Source organism: Candidatus Woesearchaeota archaeon (assembly GCA_018303425.1).
Taxonomy (GTDB): domain Archaea; phylum Nanobdellota; class Nanobdellia; order Woesearchaeales; family JAGVYF01; genus JAGVYF01.
In genome coordinates, this window is record JAGVYF010000019.1 from 1 (window position 1) to 18519 (window position 18519).

Below are 18519 nucleotides of genomic sequence, written 5' to 3' on the forward strand. Positions count from 1 at the left end.
ATTAAAGAAGGTTTAGTTAGTCAACGCATTAATCCTGAAAATGCCGGCAATGAGTTAATAATTCGGCTTCAAGATTTAATGAATTTATTTGAAATGGTAAGGTTATGGGCTCAAAAAACCGGGAATGATTTAGTAGTTAGGGAATCAAATAAATTAGTGGAAAAAGTAGGTGGTGAAATTAAAACCATGGCTACAGTGATTGATGGGGTATATAAAATAATTGAACAAGCAGGATTACCTGTTTCTGGATTAAGGAAAATGCTGCCATTTGGAAATAATGATTCAGTAAGAGTTGATGCTTTAGTAGATAACCTTCAAACTCAAATAAAACAAATCGAAAATTTAGAGAAAAGTGTATTACTATTGACTTCTGGTGCGGGACTGGGCGGAATTTTTGCAGAGATGCGTCCAGTTATCAGTAAATTAGAAGGGCAGTTGCTTCGTTTTGATGTATTATTTAATAAACTCAAATTGGCATCAAAAGCAGCAACCAACATAAATGGGCAGGAAATTAAAAATTTGCTGACTAACTTAGTAAACCATGATAATGAAATGGCAATAGAGATGGAAGAGTTGGGTGCATTATTAAAGAAAGGAAATCTAATTCATGAATCTCCGCTTTTCGTTGAACTTTATAATAATTTTTCAAATTTTAATAATCAAATTACAAATAGTTTAAGGTTTGGCGGTTCAGATTTAAATTTATTAAAAAAAGAATTAGCAAAAGCAGTAACTATGCTTCCTAACAATAGGCGAGACCGGTTCATCAACAACTTAATCAAAGAATTAAATGCGCTAATAAACAGGTAATTTTTTTCAAAAAATGAAAAACAAATTTTTAATATCAAACATATTGGTGTTTCTGCTTAACATTATTCCAGTTAATGCTGCAATATTAGATTCTAAAGTTTTTAGCAATGTCAGGGAAATTTTATTAATACTATTTAGGGTGACCGATTCATCTACCGAAACATTGTTACTTTTTGCAAGAATATCCATTTTTATGTTTGTAACTATCCTAGTTTTTGCTGTGCTTGATAAATATTGGAAAAGACAATCTTATGATGAATCCTCGAGCAGAGGTTCTTTACTTATCGCTTTAGTTTTTGGGTGGAGTACTTCAATATTGTTACCAAAAGAAACACTTTTGTTAGTATATGGAGCATATTCTTCAATTTTAATATCTTTATTGTTTTTATTGCCTGCAATTGGTTTATTATACTTAAATTTTAAAATTTTGCCCGGATTGGGGATAAGTGATATATTTTTGGCATTAAGCAGGCTCTTAATTTTTTCTTTAATATTGCTTTTATTAGCAAGCATGCAGACAGGTTTTGAAACCATATTTGAATCTACAAGTTCTCAAGAGATAAGAGATGCAGCAGAAAATTTTATGTTCATTAATAATATAGCAATATTAATTCTAGTTGTTGCTTTAATAGTTTTATCTATTTACTTTTTATTTGAAGTATTTTCATTAATTTCAGGAAGCTGGGCTGGGACAACACTTCAACCTGGAATTGGGGTGGGAACAACACCAACTCCAAATATCCCGGCTTCGGGTGTAACTGCTCCAGTCAACCCGGTTGGGGGAACAAGCACGTTACACGGAAATCTCGGGACAGGGACAGTTCCAGGTCAGAGTGTAAGTACTGCATCTCCGGGTTCAAATGTAAGTACTGCATCTAATGCTCCAGCCAGTGCAGTTACTAGCGCTGCAAGCGCTACATATTTCAAAATTATAAACCATGCCTCAGGTATGGCGCCACATTTACCTTTATTGGGGACGGCATTAGCCCCTGTAATTAAAGCAATTGATACTGCAAAAACCACTGCACAAGCTGCTGAAAACGGGACTTCAAATCCTGCTGCAATAGGGGATGTAAAAAAAGAAATTGACAAAAGCATTGCAGTTGTTAATCAAGTAATCGATAAAGGATTAAATGTAATTGGCGAAATATTTGAAATTGATATTGAAAACAAAATAGCTTCAGAATTAAAAGAAGCAACCCAGGACATCAAAGACGGCATGAAACAAATTATTGCAGTTGCTGGAACAGCAGATCCGCTGATTCAAAGACTAATTGGATTAATCCACAACCAATTTAAGAGGCAAGACAATATTATAGCGGCTTTAGTTGCTCGTAAAACGGATTTTGTTAAAAGTTTGGCCGATATGAAAAAGCGTAATGGGGTAATTTGGGTATTTTGTGAAAATATTTACACGCGCGCTCAACAATTAGGCGATAGATCGCTTGAAAAAAAAGTTAAAAAGTTACAGAAGGCTATTGAAGATGAAATAAAACTTATTGACCTTGAACTTCAAAAAGCAGCTGAGGCAAAAAAAACATTGTATCTCCCAATTTCTTCATTGAAAAAACTATTGCCTGGTAAATCAGATTTAACAAAAGTAAAATTATTTGTTGAAGATTCACAATATTTAAATTTGCAATTAGAAGATTTAAGTCAGAAGTTATTGATGTTGTCCAAAAATGCCGGTGTTATGGATGTGAATGGTTTAAACAATAAAATTGATAAGTTGATTGATTTGCTGCTGCAATATTTAGCGCAAGATTCTAATATATTTAATATGGCTCCTGCAACGAATAAAACTGATTATTCAAATCAGCTTGCAAAATTTGCATTTTTAGCAATAAGCTGTAAAAAATTTATGGATGAAATTAAAATAGTTCTTGAAAAAAGTCGTTTAGAAGAACCTGAACTTTTTAAGACCTATTACAATTCATTTAATATGTTTTATGATGAAATTAAAAGAGTTAAAAATAAACTTGTTATTTCAACAGACAGATATTCTACCGGTTCAGCCCGCGCTGAGTTGTACAGTGGAAAAAGGAAAATGATGCCTAAAGGCATAGGCCAAGGCATAAACTCTTACATTGAAGTTTTAAGAAAGATGAAACGATAAAAATGATAATCACGATTTCAGGTAAGGCTGGTTCAGGCAAATCCACTATTGCAAAACTTGTCGCCAAGAAACTTAATTTTAAACATTATTCAATGGGGGACTTGCAACGCAAGTACGCAAAAGACAGGAGTCTTACTATTGAAGAGTTGGGAAGGTTAGAAGCCGAAGATGATACTATTGATAGAGAGGTTGACGCATCTCAATTAAAGTTAGCTAATGAACAGGATAATTTTGTTATTGATTCATGGTTAGGTTTTTATTTTATCCCCAGTTCAATTAAAATTTTTCTGACTTGCGACAATAAAATTTCAGCGCAAAGGATATTTGAAGACATTAAATCTAAAAAAAGAGATTTATCTGAAAGGCCCGTAAAAACTGCTAAAGAAGCGCAACAAATTCTTGAAGAGAGGATGGAAGTCAACATGGAAAGATGGAAAAAGTATTATTGTGTTGATTTTATGGATTCTAAAAAATATGATTTAGTGATAGACACCTCTAAACTTAACATACAAGGTGTATTGGATAAAGTTTTAAAATTCATAAAAAATCGTGTTTAGTAAACCGATACTTTTATAAATACTCCCCCATAACCAAAGATATACTTCTTATGAAGATAAATCATGAGGTAGTTTAATATGGATAAAATACAAGAAAAAGATTTTATTGAAATTGAATATACTGGAAGGTTAAAAGGAGAAGGCTTTGTATTTGATACCACTGATTCGAAAGAAGCAAAAAAAGCAGGAATATTTAACGAAAAAATAGATTATGCGCCAGCAATTATCTGTGTAGGTGAATCCCAACTTATTGGTATGTTGGATAAGAAGCTAATAGGAAAAGAAGTAAGTAAGGAATATAAAATTGAGCTTGTTTCTGAAGAAGCTTTCGGAAATAAAGATTCAAAATTGCTTAAACTTATACCGGTCTCAGTATTTAAAAAACAAAAAATTAACCCTGCTCCAGGTATGCGGGTTAACATTGATAATGCATATGGGATTATAAGAACTGTGACAGGGGGTAGAATTTTTGTAGATTTTAACCATCCATTGGCCGGAAGAGAAGTCATTTACTCTATCAAAATTAATAGAAAAGTTGAGCATGATGAAGAAAAAGTTAAAGCATTAATGAAACTTGAGCTTGGAATTAAACCAGAGCACATAAGTTTAAAAAATGGTGAAATATCCGTTGATTCCAAAATTGAAATACCTGATGAATTCGCAGATATGCTTAAGCAAAGGTTCAGTGAAATGATCCCTTCTGTGAAAAGCATAAAATTTGCGTTTAAAAATAAAGAGACTTCAAAAGCGAATTTAGGCAATAAAAACGTTTAAATACTTTAGCAGTATTATATTATTAGCAGCATTATATTATTAAGTTAGTGTAGAGGTGGGTAAATTGGATATGTATAATCATCAAAATGGGGTTGTTAGACAATCTCAGACTCAAAAATCTGACGTTGATGCGGAACTTGAAGCATTATTATCTCAGCAAAGGGCTAGTATCAAAGTTATTGGTGCAGGCGGCGGTGGTAATAATACTATTAGCCGGATTAGCGAGGTTGGTATCAAAGGAATTGAAACTATTGCAATCAATACTGATGCTCAAGATTTATTATATACGACTGCCGGTAAGAAAATCCTTATCGGCAAGGACACAACGCGGGGTTTAGGGGCAGGTTCAATCCCTAAAGTGGGGGAAGAAGCTGCGCGTGAATCTGAACAAGAGATCAAACAATCATTACAGGGCTCAGACATGGTTTTTATCACGTGCGGGTTAGGGGGAGGAACCGGGACAGGTTCAGCTCCGGTAGTGGCTGAGTTAGCGAAAAAAATTGGCGCTTTAACTGTAGCAATTGTTACAATGCCTTTTAGTGTTGAAGGCCAAAGAAGGTATCAAAATGCAGTTTACGGTCTTGAAAAGCTTGAACAGATTGTTGACACGTTAATAGTTATTCCAAATGATAAACTTTTAGAACTGGCACCCGATTTGCCGTTAAGCACGGCATTTAAAGTTGCTGATGAAGTTTTAACAAATGCTGTTAAAGGTATTGCTGAAATGGTAACTAAAGCAGGTTTAGTAAATTTAGACTTTGCAGATATCAGGGCGGTAATGAGTAACGGCGGGGTGGCGCTTATTGGCGTTGGTGAATCAGATTCCGAAAACAGAGCAATTGAAGCAGTGCATAAAGCAATTGAAAACCCTTTGCTTGACGTGGATATTTCGGGCGCGAATGGGGCTTTGATTAATGTCGCAGGAGGGCCCGATATGACGCTCGAAGAAGCGCGTAAAGTTGTTGAAGCGGTTTCAGAAAAACTTGATGTAGATGCAAGAGTTATTTGGGGAGCCCAAATTTATGATGATATGGAAAAAACAATTAGAGCGATGCTAATTGTTACAGGGGTAAACTCTGCCCAGATTTTTGGTCCTTCAAAAATGACTGTTGACAAAAAAAAGAAAGATATTGAAAATCATTTAGGGATAGAATTTGTAGATTAAGATTGACAGCGGATAAAACAATGCAACAAGAAGATTCAGCAAATTCATTGAAATTCAAGGTAAAAAGATTTTTAGTTGAATGTAAAAGAGTTTTAGTGATTACAAAAAAACCAGACTATTCCGAATTCCAGGGAATTGTCAAAGTTTCAGGTTTAGGCATTTTATTAATAGGGTTTATTGGCTTTTTGGTTAATTTGATTTCAAATTTCATAATGGGATGGTAATAATGGAAGAACAACAAAATACAATAATTTTTGGATTAAGAACAACTGCAAATAGAGAAGATCAAGTTATGGATTTCATACACTCTAATGTTTTAAAGAAGAAATTAGAGGTTTATTCAATTATAAAACCGCATGGAATGCGCGGTTATATATTTTTAGAAGCAAAAACTAAATTAGATGCAGAACAAGCTACTTTTGGCATCCCTTATGCGCGGGGAATATTAAGAAAACCTGTTGAATATAAAGAAATTGAACATATGCTTGAACAAGTCAAACTAGAGGTTAATATCCGTAAGAATGATATTGTTGAACTTATTTCAGGTCCATTCAAGCGTGAAAAAGCAAAAGTTACAAGAGTTGACAAAACCAAAGAAGAAGTTGTTGTGCAACTTTTAGAATCAGCTGTCCCAATTCCAGTAACAGTTAAACTTGACACTGTTAAAGTTATTAGAAGAGATTCTGATGATAAAGAAGATGGGGAATAAAATATTTAATTTTTATTACTTCAGGGGTTTAATAATCCGTAGCTTGCTACGATAATTAATTAAACACATAAAGTTAAAAAATACCCCACAGCTTGCTGTGGTTGGGATTTTTATTATTTTTTTTGTGTTCATGAAACCATATTTATGAAATCGAAGGTTTTATAAACTAAACTTAAATCTCAAGTATTATGGCAAAACAATCAGTTGATGTATTAATCGAGGGCGGTAAAGCTACAGCTGCGCCACCATTAGGTCCTGCATTAGGCCCATTAGGCGTAAATATAGGCCAAGTTGTAGCTGAGATTAATAAAAAAACTGAAAGTTTTAAAGGTATGCAGGTTCCTGTAAAAGTAACTATTGATTCTGAAACAAGAGAATTTATCATTAGTGTAGGCACCCCGCCAGCATCAGCTTTAATTAAGAAAGAAGCAGGTGTTGACAAAGGCGCAGGCAATCCTCTAATTGATAAGGTTGCTGATTTAAAAATTGAACAAATTATAAAAATAGCTAAAATGAAAGAAGACAAGCTTTTGGGTAAAGGCTTAAAAGAGAGAGTAAAAGAAATTATTGGAACTTGCGACTCTATGGGAATTCTTGTTGAAGGCAAACAAGCTCGTGAAACAATTGCAGATGTTAATACTGGTACATTTGACGAAAAAATTCTTTCAGGTAAAACTGAATTAACAGTTGAAGAGTTAAAGGTTCTTGAAGAGGAGAAAAAGAGATTAAAAACTGAAATGGAAGCAAAACATGCTGAATTTGAAACAACTGCAAAAAGTATAATTAAGTCTATGGAGAAAAAGCCTAGAAATACAATTAAAGCAAAATTGCTCGAGATGAAAGTTCCAATGAGCATCATTGAAGAGTTATTGCCTGTGGAAGCAGCAGCGCCTGTAGCAGGAGCAGCAACTGCGGTTAAGAAATAAATTTAATTAATTCTATTATGGTTTGATTAATATCATCATTTTTTATAACTAAATCGTATTTGATTTCATCTAATGAAAAAGAATATTTTGGATCATAATATCTTATCAGTATTGTTTCTGTTACTTGATTATACTGCCGATTTTCCATTTGTTGCATCAGCTCATCAACAATTTTTTTAGTTAAGGATTGTTTAAGTTTTGGTATAACCTGCTTAACTTGTTCAATTTTTTCAGGAGTATTTAGATATTCTTCAACAATATGGTTTATTCTCATATTCATCGAACATTCAATTTTTACATGCAACCCCCCTTTCATTGCTTGATATATTTTTTCTGGTATAATCGAGTTGCCAACTTTGCGGCTTTCACCTTCAATGATTATATATTTTGTATTTTCTAATTTTTTGAATTCATGAAATAAGAGATTTTCAAACATTTTTTGATTTCTGGGGATTAAACCAATTCCTCCGAATAAAGAACTTCTGTGCTGCGCAATCCCCTCTAAATCTATTTTAGGCATATTTATTTTTTGAATTATTTTTGTTTTTCGTGTTCCTGTTAAACCATGTATTACAATCAGCCGGGGTTTAACATGATAATTATTCAATTTATTTAAAATATAATTTCTGTATGCTTTATACCCGTTTTCAAGCTGTATTGCTTTATAATTTCCTTTTTCAAGAATTTCCGTTATTACTTTAGAACGCATACCTCCTCTTGAACAGTATACAATTAAGTTTTTATCTTTGTGCTGTTTAAAAAATTTCAAATATTCGCCAATTCTGGGTATAAATATTTCTTTTCCTTTTTCAATAGCGGCTTCAGAACCATTTTTTCGGTATAGCAGTCCAATAATATGTCTTTCATCATTACTCAAGATTGGCGCATTTATTGCGCCAGGAATATGTGATTCGTTGTATTCTTTAGGTGTTCTTGTATCTATTAAAACATTATTTTTTAATTCTAATGCTTCTTCAACTTTTAATAAATTAACCATATTAACTGTTATAATCCAGTTATTTTAATAAATTAACTGATTGTTGGGGAGTATTATATATAATTCAAGTTCCTCACGCAAAAAAATTAATTATCTCGTTTTTTATCAATAAGTTCTTTAATTTTTTTAGTTTCTTCTTCAACTTTGACTAATAAAGAAATATCACTAAAATGTTCTTCCGCGCATTCATTGCAATAACATTCAGATGAATCCTTAATACAAAATAAGGCAGGCTCATAACAGATGATGCATTTTTTCCCCATAACAATGATATTATAAGTGATGATTTATAAAATTAACGGTATTATTCAAGTAAAAAATTAAATGCGGAAAAGTAAGTTTTTCCATGCAAAATCTGATTTTACAGATATTAAAAATAACATTGCAAACTTTATTAATAGGCAAGTCAAATTCTATTTTTGACAGGGAGATTCTCTATTTAGAATTAAGTTTTACTTTTTTATTTTTTTGGCAGGCTTTTTATTTAATTTTGTCTTTGGCTGTTTTTTAAAAATAAAATAAACCATTAACCATGCGCTGCCTTCAAGTATAAAGTAAATTTCTGCGAAATATGCGAGTACGAGAATAATTCTTGGAATTACCATGTTAAGTGAGAATGATCCCGGTTGCCAGAAAATCAATAGTTCTAGGACAAGTAATAAAGCTACGTATATTAGGCCAACTGCAATTCTTAATTTGTAATGAATCCTTTTTCCGAATACAAAGCCATGCAATGCCCCAACTAAAAAACAGGTTAATGCCAATGATACTATAGATAATAAGGTATAATCTTCAGAAAAATAACTTAAAAATCCTGTAATTATTATGTTTACAAAAACAATTAAAAATAAATTAATCCAGATAGTATCTAACCATTGCTTTTTTATCATGTTCACCATGCGTTTGTTGCGCTTGAATCTGCATTTGATTGACTTGAACCGCTATTTGAGCCAGAATTTGGTGCTGTTATCACTTCGGCAAATTCAGTTATATCTGCAAATCTGTTGCAGGTGTTTCCTACACTTGACCTTAAACAAAGTTTGTCGTAATTTTTTGTTGAATACTGTATAAATGCAGTTTCACCGACATGGTTTACTGCGCCCTGTTTACTTTGGTCCTGTTTAAATATAGCAACTTGCAATGCGTTACTGCTAAATAAATCTATATTATATGTAACCCTATCTGTTTCTTTTTTAGGTTTGATTTGTAAAGTTATTTTATAAAGATATTCTATATTACCTTCAGGGTTAATAATTTTGGTTTTTTCTCCTTCAATATGCGCAACAAGATTTCCAAGCAACGAGCTATCAACAATTATTCCTTGGCTTGAACCTGCTTTTTTTATAGTTTTGTCGCAGATGCCCGCGGGGGGTTCACCTGTGATAAACTGGCCAAAAGATCCCTGGAAGAATCGTTCAGACCATTCAAAACCATTTATACCCAGTTTATCTGCTAAATACCTCCCTGCTGTTGCTCCTTCATAAATCGTATCCATTCGCTCATAGAATGTGCGGGAATCCCAACGTTCTTGTTCGAATTGCCTTATTATTTTTTTTGCAAGTTCAAAATCAAAATCCGGGGTTTCTCCTGCTTTTTTCCTGGCTTCTGCATCAGCAAGCCATGAATTAGAATCTGCAATAATTTGGTCTTTTTCTTGGTTTTCTAAATTGCTCATTAAAGAAGGGTTATTGCCATATTTCACTAATTCTTCATGCCGTTCTTCTATTTTTTGTGTAATACTTGTATCGTACTCCTTATATGCGGATTGTAACTTATATAAATTTGATAATGGGGTAGTTTTGTCAATAGAACTTGTTATTGTAGATATTATTATCCTAATTTTATTTTTTTGTTCATCTGTAAATTCTACTGAATTATCTTTGGCTTCTTTTATCAGAAGAGTTAAAATTGCATCTACTTCTTTAATCTTAGATTTAATATTTTGAGAGGGTTTAGAACCAGTACCGATTTGTGTTACTTTAATATTCATTAGGTCATCTAGGATAGTAGCTACTGCTGCTTGTGCAGACTGATCATATAATATATTTTTACCTACAACCCCGTTATTAGGTAGTTCATTTAAAGGTATAGTCTCCGTATCCATTCCAGTAACCTCTGCGTTCCAATTAGCAAGCACACTTATCATTACCATAAATACAAGCATAATTATAATTAAATTGATTTTTCGTTTCATTATATCCCTACCTTCTTGCATATATTTGCAGCACCGTCAAATTTGTCAAGTAAATTTTTGTTTTCCTTTAAAGCTTTAAAATCTTGCAATATGCTTTGTACTTTTTTACTTGACGAAATAATTCTGCAAATTGCATTAGCTTTTGCTGAGGGGCTGCTGCAAAGTTCTTCTGATAATCCTAATATTAAAGATACAGGGTCATGGAACAAGTTTTGAATTGTCTGACCAAATTTCTTTACAATGTGCGCAAATGGGATAAGATCAAATATTTGTCCATACACAAATCTGCACTCTTGATAAGCAACCTGGTTATCGCAGAAAGCAACTGGTACGCCTGTTGGGACTTGATTTTCTAAACAGTCAATATATAAACACTGAATTTGTTGCCTTTTTTTTAGATTATACATAACGCCTGGAATACAACCAGTCATTGCACTTAATAAAAGATTATCTTTTGGATTTGACGGCCACATTCCAGGTGCGGAATTGGCTTCAGTAGTTTTTGACATTGATTCATAAAAATTAGACAATGGTCCGCTGAATGAACCTTTTTCGCATGACATAAATCCACAGAATTTTTTCAAACTTTGTGTAATGCCCCGTATTACTCTGCTTTGGCTTTTTGCAGCGCCGTCTAATGAAACATGGGCTTTTACTGCTGCAGGAGCAGTAGGCGGGTTAGTTTTCAGTGCATCAATTAATCCTGCAGGTCCAAGACTTAATTTATGGAACAAGTCGCTTCCCAATGTAGCTAACCTAAGTCCAGTGCAAACTTTCTCGCTTATATCATATATCTTTTCAAGAATGCCAAATATACCGGTCATTTTTGCCTGTTCACGGGCTTTCTTAATTTTATTAGCAACAGTAGCCCCAACTGTGCCTGCGCGGGAATCAACTACTGGCAGTTTTAAACTAATATCAATATTTTGTGGTTGTGTAACTCTCTCTCTATTGATAACTGAAATAATTTGTAATTTACATTCGGCATTTATTTCGTTGATTGAACCAAGTCCCCCCTTTGTTTGGCCGGATACAAAGATCCCATTATCAGTTGCAATAATTCTTTTGTTCAATTCTAAACCTGTACCGGCGCAACTAGTTAATATAGCATCGACAATTTTAATATTTTTAACAGATGATACTAATGGCAAAACAAAATAAACCTTTTGTGATTTAAAGAGTGTATCCTTTGATATTGCAGCAGGTCGAGTTAAAACGTTGCCTTCCATTCTCCAATAATTTTTAGGCAGTCCTTCAGCTTCAACAATGTCAACGGTGTTATTATATATGACTGAATTACCGCTAAAATCAATCAATTCAATTTCATATTCAGCGTCAATCAGTGGTCCGGGCACTATAGAACCAATATTGTTCCATTCACAGATATATTCGCTCTTATTGGAGCTTGCGCAGCCTTTTTGGAAATTTTGGCCTTCGTTGATTACTCCGCCAAACCGGCCGATTGCAAGAACCGGTGAATCTTCTTCCAGCACGAGTTTAATGTTTAATCCTTCGCCTTGCAGTAAATATCCAAACTCTCCTGAATTAATTGTTGCTTCTTTCACAATTGGCCCTTTTTTGTCAACTATAAATTCCGATTCCAGCACCCCTTCTAAAGCGTTGCCTGCGTCGTCTTGTGAACCTTCTGCTAATGAGGCTTTTACAAAACTGCCATGATTTTTAGCAACTTCAATATTGTGCCAGTAACATGTCCAGAGATTATCTTCTTTAGCGCAATCATCTGCCCATTCTTTAGAATATATAGAGTTAAGCTGTCCTAAGTTTAAACCAACAAAATATTTTTTTTGGCCGTTAATTAATATTGCTTTTTCAAAACCAGAACCCGACTCACTAATTTTCATTTTAAGAGTATTATTTTTTTCTTTTAAATAACATAATCCCCCGTTGCAGTTGCTCTCAATTGAGACTATTGAAGGTTTTTGGTTGTCAAGCTGCAATGAGAAAGGCACACTTTGATCTGCATTATTCCCGGCGCCATCTTTTATACTGAGATCAATTTGACCGGATGCTTGCTCAGGGAACAAATAAACATCGTTCCATTGGCATAAATGTACCCCTCCCAAATCCCTGCATGAGGCTTTTAAATTTTCATACGCAATTTTATAATGTGTAATTTTATTTAGTGATGATAAATCGCCAATAACCTCGGCAAGATTGGATTCTTCAATGTAAACCAAAATATCTACATGTTGTAATCCGTTTACGCCAATATATGAAACTTCCTTGCCGTCTTTGAAAAATAATGCTTCATTAGTTTCAACCCGCGGCAATGTTTTGTCAACAGTAAAGCTTTGCGAGGTATAAGACCCAATATTTCCTGCGCCATCATATACATTAACATTTAAGACGTATGTGCCTGATTCAAGGTCAAGTATCTCGCTGTCGGTATAACTGCATTTGCCTGTAGCATTTAACTCGGATTGTTTAATCCCTACAAATTCAATTCTTTTAAAACCTGAACATTTGCCTGCACAGGAAGCATCTGGACATGCGCTGTCTGTTAATTTATAGGTAACTTTGATATCATTTCCAATCTGTTTAACTTCTAAATCTTCAATAACTGGATTAATATTATCAATAGTAATAGATGCGTCTTTGGTCGCAACAATTGAACCTGACTCGCTATATAATGAAACAGTAAATGGATAAGATTTAGCTTCAAAAAATCCCCCGTCTTCAACATATTTACACTTAAAAAAATTATTATTCACTTCAACACAAGTATCAAATTCAACATCTTCAATTTTTACTTGTCCTGGGCTGACAAAACTTTCATTATCAATTTTTACTACTGCTTCAACTATTGCATCATCATTCGTTTCCCTATTATAACCATTAGTGTTATCTTGTCCATAGACATTTATTTGGCTAATGGTGCTTTGCGCAAAAGTAACCGGCATAGACAAAATCATTATAATCATTAATATTGCATAAAATTTTTTATTCATTTGTTATAATTCTCCATTTGCGTTGCGGTTTTTAGCATAATTTGAGTTGAGATTACGGCCGTAAAAATTTTGTTATTTACAGTTATTGAGGTTTTCATTTTTGTGGCGTCAACTTATCTTTATATTTTTCAGCCATATTTTCGAAAACACTTATTTCATCCATTACTAAATTATTTGCGCCAGGCATGTTGACAAATAACCCATAAAATGTAATTGGCGTATTTTTATTCATATCTTCTTTATACAATGTGAAAGGAATTTCATATTCAATTGCAGGCATTGGCATCACCATGTCTCCGGGGCCGGGTAAATATACCCATTCACATTTAGACTTTTTCATGAATTTTTTCATTTTGAAACATTGCAAACTTTCAGGTATTGTGAAATTTCCGTCGTACATAAGCATCACTCTAACATTATAATTTCCTTCTACAAGCTCTATATCTTCTTGTGTTGAACTGGTATCAAATACTGCAACTCTTTTAAAATCCGGATCAATTTCAGAATTTTGTAATCTTTCAAAAACAATCATCATGCTTTCTTTTTTCCCTAAAACTCTTGGTGAATTTTCAAGTATCCATTGATTAATCCCAAGCCTATCTAATTGTTTAATATTCCCCGCAACTCTTTTAGATACCAATGGTTTCATCCTAAATATGCCTGCTTCTTTGTTAGCATCCAGTTCAGTTGTAAAATCAGGGGAAACTAACTGCAAATATTCAGGGTGTATAAAGGTTAATGAACCTAAACCTACCGGGAAGTTGCTTGTTAATTCGCCATTTAAATCCGTTTGTCCAATAACGCAGCTATCAACAGAATTAAATAACACGCTGACACCTTCAATAGGCTGATTCGTGATAGAGTTTCTTACTTCTAAATGAACTTCACCGGAATTTCTTTTGTCAATATCACAAAACATTGAATCTTCTAATTCAGCGCCGAACACTTGATTATTTTCATATTTTAAAGGTTCATTGTTTCGGATATTGGATTCAAGGGCAAATCTGAATACATATCCTTGTTCTTTTAATGCGTCAGGGTCTTCAATCTCAATGACAACCGGGTGTGATATATCATATATAGTGTCATACTTTTCAATTGCCAGGCTTAAACCAGGGATAATGCTCGGCAATATTTGTTCGGGCATAACAACTCCGCTATTACTATTTAATGAAAGATAGATTGGCCAATTGGAATAATAATTAAAATTTACATTTAACTTATTAGTATAACTAAAAGGCACAATTAAATTTTTATAAATTTGTAATGCAGTTTCAGCATATTCTTCAGCGCTTAGTTCCGGCAAGGCTATGTTAAGTGATGGATCTGCCTGTAAAAACATATATTTTTCTTCAAATAAGCTTTTTAGTTTTTTTTCAACTTCAACTTTGGTCCAGAACACATTTTTAAGCTGCATTTCACTTGCAGCAAAAGGGGGCAACAAATTTCTGTTAACGCCGGAATATGTGCTTATTAACTCAATATCAGTATATTCCAAAAATTTCTTTTTAAGTTCAATCCCTGCTATATCTCTTGCTGCATCCAATATCTTTCTGAGATTTAAATCAATCTGGGCAAAAAACTTAGAATGACTAGTAACTCTTGTACCGGTGTTAACTTTTAATGGGTAAAGCACATTTACTTGTACATTTGAAACTCCAATGTTAGCCTGCGCTTCAGGTTCACTGTCTTCTATAGTAAATTTAGGGAATTCTTCAAATCTTCTTGTGCAATATTGAAGGTTTTCTTCGACATATATAGCAAGCTGTTCTTCTATTTTTTTATTGCTTGGTGTTAAACTTTGATCAAAGTTGCAGGCTCCAACGCAACTATTGGGACTTTTCATATAAAACCAGTACGGAACTTTGATGCCTGGCGCAAATTCAACTCCTTCTGATGATGTTGGTTCCGGAGTTATTATGATTCCTTGTTGTTCAATGTCGATATATCCTCCCTGCGCGCCTAATTTTCTCAATCCTTCAACGGCCGTATTTTCAACACACTTTTCAATAAACCTTTTCAATGGTTGGAGATCTGAAGGAACTTCTTCAATGTACGGTTTAAAATTTCCATAGTCTTGTCCAATACTCTTAAATGCGTATAATGTTGCAATAGAAAAAACGAGCATTACACCTAATGCGATAAATAAAGTAACTTGGCCTCTTTTTGATAATCTATACACCTTATCATATTTTAAGAAATTCGTATTTATAAATATTACTAATTATTATATTATAGTATTAAAACCTAATTTTATTTTATTAAAATAAAGAAAAATTATTATTTTACCTAATTTTAGCGCCATCGCCTATTTCAGCAATAACTTCAGATTTTTTTGATTTTAACTGTTTACCTGAATAATAAACTTTTTTATCTTTAACCTCTAAAATTACTTTTAAGAAATCGCTAAACTCAATTTGTTTGGTTTCATTGTTAAATCCTTCAACTTCTATGCTTGAACCAGATGGAACATCACAGTTCAGTAATACAACCTTTCCTTCTTTTTCAGCGGCAAGCAACATGCCTTCTGACTGTTTACCGCGCAATTTTGCAGATTTTAAGTTAGAAACAACAATAATCTTTTTTCCGATTAGTTCTGCCGGTTTATACCATTCTTTGATTCCAGCTATTAGCTGAATTTCGTTTCCAATATTAACTTTTAGAATTAATAGTTTATCAGCCCCTGGATGTTCTTCGGCTCCTGTTATTTCGCCGACTTTCAAGTTTAATGGGAATACAGGTTTCGAATCAAGTTCTGTTTTAGGGAACAAGATTTCACCTTTTGTAATTTCGGTGTTAGGTTCAAGCAATCCCCAGACAAAATGTTCAATGGTTTCTTGATTAAAGTTGTATTGCTTGCATATTTTTGCAGAAGTACGGGGCATAAATGCTTGTAATAAGATGTTAATTAGCCGAATCGAATCTACTACAGTATAAACCACCTTGGAAAGTTTCTTTTTATCTTCTTCTTTCCATGGCTCTTTTTCATTGATATATTTATTAATCTGCTTGATTGTACGCCAAATATTTTCAAGAGCAATATTGAAATCAAAATGTTCCATATTTGCGTTAAGTTCTTTTAATAATTTTTTAGTGTTAAATATTTTATCCGGCCTGGCTTTTGGAACTTTTCCATTAAAATATTTTTCAACAAGCACGGCGCTGCGTGTAACTAAATTTCCTAGTTCATTTGCAAGTTCTGTATTATAACGTTCAACTAAATCTTCTTCAGAAAAGTTTCCGTCCTGTCCCGCAGGTGTTGATCTTAAAAAATAATATTTCAATACATCTGCGCTATATTTATTTATAATTTCTAAAGGTTCAACCACATTGCCTTTAGATTTAGACATTTTTTCTCCATTCTTATCATTAATAAAGCCATGCACATATACTTGATTTGGGAGTTCAATATCTGCAGCAAATAACATGCAAGGCCATATAACCGTATGGAACCAAGTAATATCCTTGCCGATTACATGAACATTTGCCGGCCAAAATTGCGCTTCTTTATTTCCTAAACCGGAAATATAATTAATTAAGGCATCAAACCAAACGTAAATTACATGGTCCGGATCATTTGGGAGAGGAATCCCCCATTTAATTGTTGATCGTGATACGCATAAATCTTTTAATTCATCATTCTCAAGCCTGTGCAGGATTTCGTTTCTTCTAAATTCAGGGAAAATAAATTTTTTATTTTTTTTAATATGCTTTAAAAGTTGATTGCTATATTTACTTAGCTTGAAAAAGTAAGCTTCTTCTTCAATAACTTTTACAGGTCTTCCGCATTTTGGACAATTACTATTTTCTAAATTTTTTTCAGTGTAGTAAGTTTCACATGGCACGCAATGCCATCCCTGGTAAAGTCCTTTATAGATATCTCCTTTCTCCAGCACTTTATTAAATATTTCAGTTGCTTTTTTCTTGTGATATGGCGCAGTTGTTCTTATAAAAAAATCGTTTGAAATCTCTAATTCTTTTGCAAATTCTTTAAACTTTTCAGCCATTTGGTCAACAAATGCTTGAGGTTCAAGACCGGCGGTTTCAGCTGCTTCCTGTAACTTTTGGCCATTTTCGTCTGTGCCAGTTAAAAAGAATACATCATAACTATTAACTCTTTTCCATCTTGCGCAAACATCTGCAATTATTTTTTCAAATGCGTGTCCAATGTGCGGTTTTCCATTAGGGTAATCAATCGCAGTGGTTATGTAATAAGTCTTTTTAGCCATAGTACCAATTTAATGTGTTTTACTTATAAATATTCCTATATCTTACTTAAGATACATTAAATTAATTTTGCAGAATTTAATGTTTTTTTCATTGCATAAATAATTTTTGCATCAATAACGCATCTTTTTCAATATTTGGGCTTTCAGAAACAATAATGCCTTTAACTTTGTACTTTTGAAATGCTTTAATTAAACCTTTATAATCGAATTTGTTATTTTCATCTTCTAAAACTAAATGGTTTCTTTCGCCTTTAGGGCCATAGTTCATACCTGAAAAATGTACGTGCATATCTTCAATATAACTTTTCCCTAATTCGTTTTTGATATAATCAATAGTTGAACCAAAATCTTTTTCGCCGTTAAACTTTCCAATACTTCTAGCGTATAAGTGAGCAAAGTCTACACATAAAGAAACACCTTTAATTTCTTGGGCAATTTTTACAAGCTCTTTTATTGAACCAAACTGACTGCCTTTACCAGTTGTTTCAGGACTAATTTTAATTGTATTGCCTTTTTTTCTTAAGCTTAAAACTATCTCTTGAATTTCTTTTTTGATTTTTTCATAAACTTTTTCAGTGTCTTTTCCCTGATAATATCCTGCATGAAATGTAACTGATTCTGCGCCAGCAATGTTAGCAATTTCTGCGCTTTTCAATATCCTTTGCTTGCTTGCTGCAATTTTTGAAGGTTCATTTGAACAAAGGTTTACAAAGTATGGTGCGTGACATGATAATTTTAGGTCATTATCCTCTGCAGCTTTTTTTAATTCTTTAGCTTTTTCGTTTGTTAAATTTATAGAATGCACAAATTCAAGTTCCATAGCATCAAGACCGAGTTCACGTATGTAATTAGGAGCATCTATAGTGTTGCGATTAGGCATATTCAAGGGTATGCCCGCAGTTCCGAATCTTATTTTGTCCATTTTATTTTTTCTTTAGAAAGTTTTCAGTTCTTTTAATCATTTTTTTTTAAGCTTGATAACACTGTATTTTTATCGGTGCAATGTAGGATTTTCTTTAGATGCATCTAATTTGGCACGCTTAAAGAGGATTTTAGATTTAATCTGGCTGTTC

General features: G+C 33.2%; 16 protein-coding genes. 8 read left to right on the forward strand and 8 right to left on the reverse strand.

What is annotated here, in order from left to right:
- From J4418_03000 to J4418_03035, 8 genes are all read left to right on the forward strand, one after another.
- Positions 1-810: hypothetical protein (locus J4418_03000; protein MBS3113023.1), on the forward strand; the 810-nt coding region annotated here is incomplete at its 5' end.
- Between the two features lie 13 nt (positions 811-823).
- Positions 824-2926 carry a hypothetical protein gene (locus tag J4418_03005; protein MBS3113024.1) on the forward strand — a complete coding sequence of 701 codons (2103 nt, stop codon included), beginning with the start codon at positions 824-826 and terminating at the stop codon, positions 2924-2926.
- A gap of 2 nt (positions 2927-2928) precedes the next feature.
- Positions 2929-3483, forward strand: a complete 555-nt coding sequence (locus tag J4418_03010; protein MBS3113025.1) for a cytidylate kinase family protein — start codon at positions 2929-2931, stop codon at positions 3481-3483.
- A gap of 78 nt (positions 3484-3561) precedes the next feature.
- Positions 3562-4257, forward strand: a complete 696-nt coding sequence (locus J4418_03015) for a peptidylprolyl isomerase (protein MBS3113026.1) — start codon at positions 3562-3564, stop codon at positions 4255-4257.
- A 70-nt stretch (positions 4258-4327) separates the two neighbouring features.
- Complete coding sequence (gene ftsZ, locus J4418_03020; protein MBS3113027.1) at positions 4328-5422, forward strand: cell division protein FtsZ; 1095 nt, start codon at positions 4328-4330, stop codon at positions 5420-5422.
- A gap of 20 nt (positions 5423-5442) precedes the next feature.
- Positions 5443-5646: a protein translocase SEC61 complex subunit gamma gene (locus tag J4418_03025; GenBank protein ID MBS3113028.1), complete on the forward strand. Its 204-nt coding sequence runs from the start codon at positions 5443-5445 to the stop codon at positions 5644-5646.
- 2 nt (positions 5647-5648) lie between these two features.
- Complete coding sequence (locus J4418_03030) at positions 5649-6131, forward strand: transcription elongation factor Spt5 (GenBank protein MBS3113029.1); 483 nt, start codon at positions 5649-5651, stop codon at positions 6129-6131.
- A gap of 188 nt (positions 6132-6319) precedes the next feature.
- Positions 6320-7057 (forward strand): 50S ribosomal protein L11, encoded by a 738-nt coding sequence (locus J4418_03035; GenBank protein MBS3113030.1) that lies wholly within the window; start codon positions 6320-6322, stop codon positions 7055-7057.
- Here the strand turns inward: J4418_03035 and mnmH are convergent.
- The 8 genes from mnmH to J4418_03075 all read right to left on the reverse strand — a co-directional run bounded on the left by mnmH (position 7047) and on the right by J4418_03075 (position 18368).
- On the reverse strand, positions 7047-8054 hold the full coding sequence (mnmH, locus tag J4418_03040; GenBank protein ID MBS3113031.1) for a tRNA 2-selenouridine(34) synthase MnmH: 1008 nt from the start codon (positions 8052-8054) through the stop codon (positions 7047-7049). The two genes, J4418_03035 and mnmH, sit on opposite strands and share 11 nt — an antisense overlap.
- An 86-nt stretch (positions 8055-8140) precedes the next feature.
- Complete coding sequence (locus J4418_03045) at positions 8141-8317, reverse strand: hypothetical protein (GenBank protein MBS3113032.1); 177 nt, start codon at positions 8315-8317, stop codon at positions 8141-8143.
- A 189-nt stretch (positions 8318-8506) separates the two neighbouring features.
- Positions 8507-8953: a hypothetical protein gene (locus tag J4418_03050; GenBank protein ID MBS3113033.1), complete on the reverse strand. Its 447-nt coding sequence runs from the start codon at positions 8951-8953 to the stop codon at positions 8507-8509.
- Positions 8947-10248, reverse strand: coding sequence for a hypothetical protein (locus tag J4418_03055; protein ID MBS3113034.1), 1302 nt, complete (start codon positions 10246-10248; stop codon positions 8947-8949). The genes J4418_03050 and J4418_03055 overlap by 7 nt, the downstream gene beginning before the upstream one ends.
- A complete protein-coding gene (locus tag J4418_03060) occupies positions 10248-13217 on the reverse strand; it encodes a hypothetical protein (protein ID MBS3113035.1) in 2970 nt (989 codons plus the stop codon). Before J4418_03060 ends, J4418_03055 begins: the two co-directional genes overlap by 1 nt.
- A gap of 94 nt (positions 13218-13311) precedes the next feature.
- On the reverse strand, positions 13312-15399 hold the full coding sequence (locus J4418_03065) for a hypothetical protein (GenBank protein MBS3113036.1): 2088 nt from the start codon (positions 15397-15399) through the stop codon (positions 13312-13314).
- 103 nt (positions 15400-15502) lie between these two features.
- Complete coding sequence (gene metG, locus J4418_03070; GenBank protein MBS3113037.1) at positions 15503-17446, reverse strand: methionine--tRNA ligase; 1944 nt, start codon at positions 17444-17446, stop codon at positions 15503-15505.
- Positions 17447-17534: 88 nt separating this feature from the next.
- The gene (locus tag J4418_03075) at positions 17535-18368 is read right to left on the reverse strand and encodes a TIM barrel protein (protein MBS3113038.1); all 834 of its coding nucleotides are present in this window, start codon (positions 18366-18368) and stop codon (positions 17535-17537) included.
- Positions 18369-18519 lie beyond the last annotated feature (151 nt).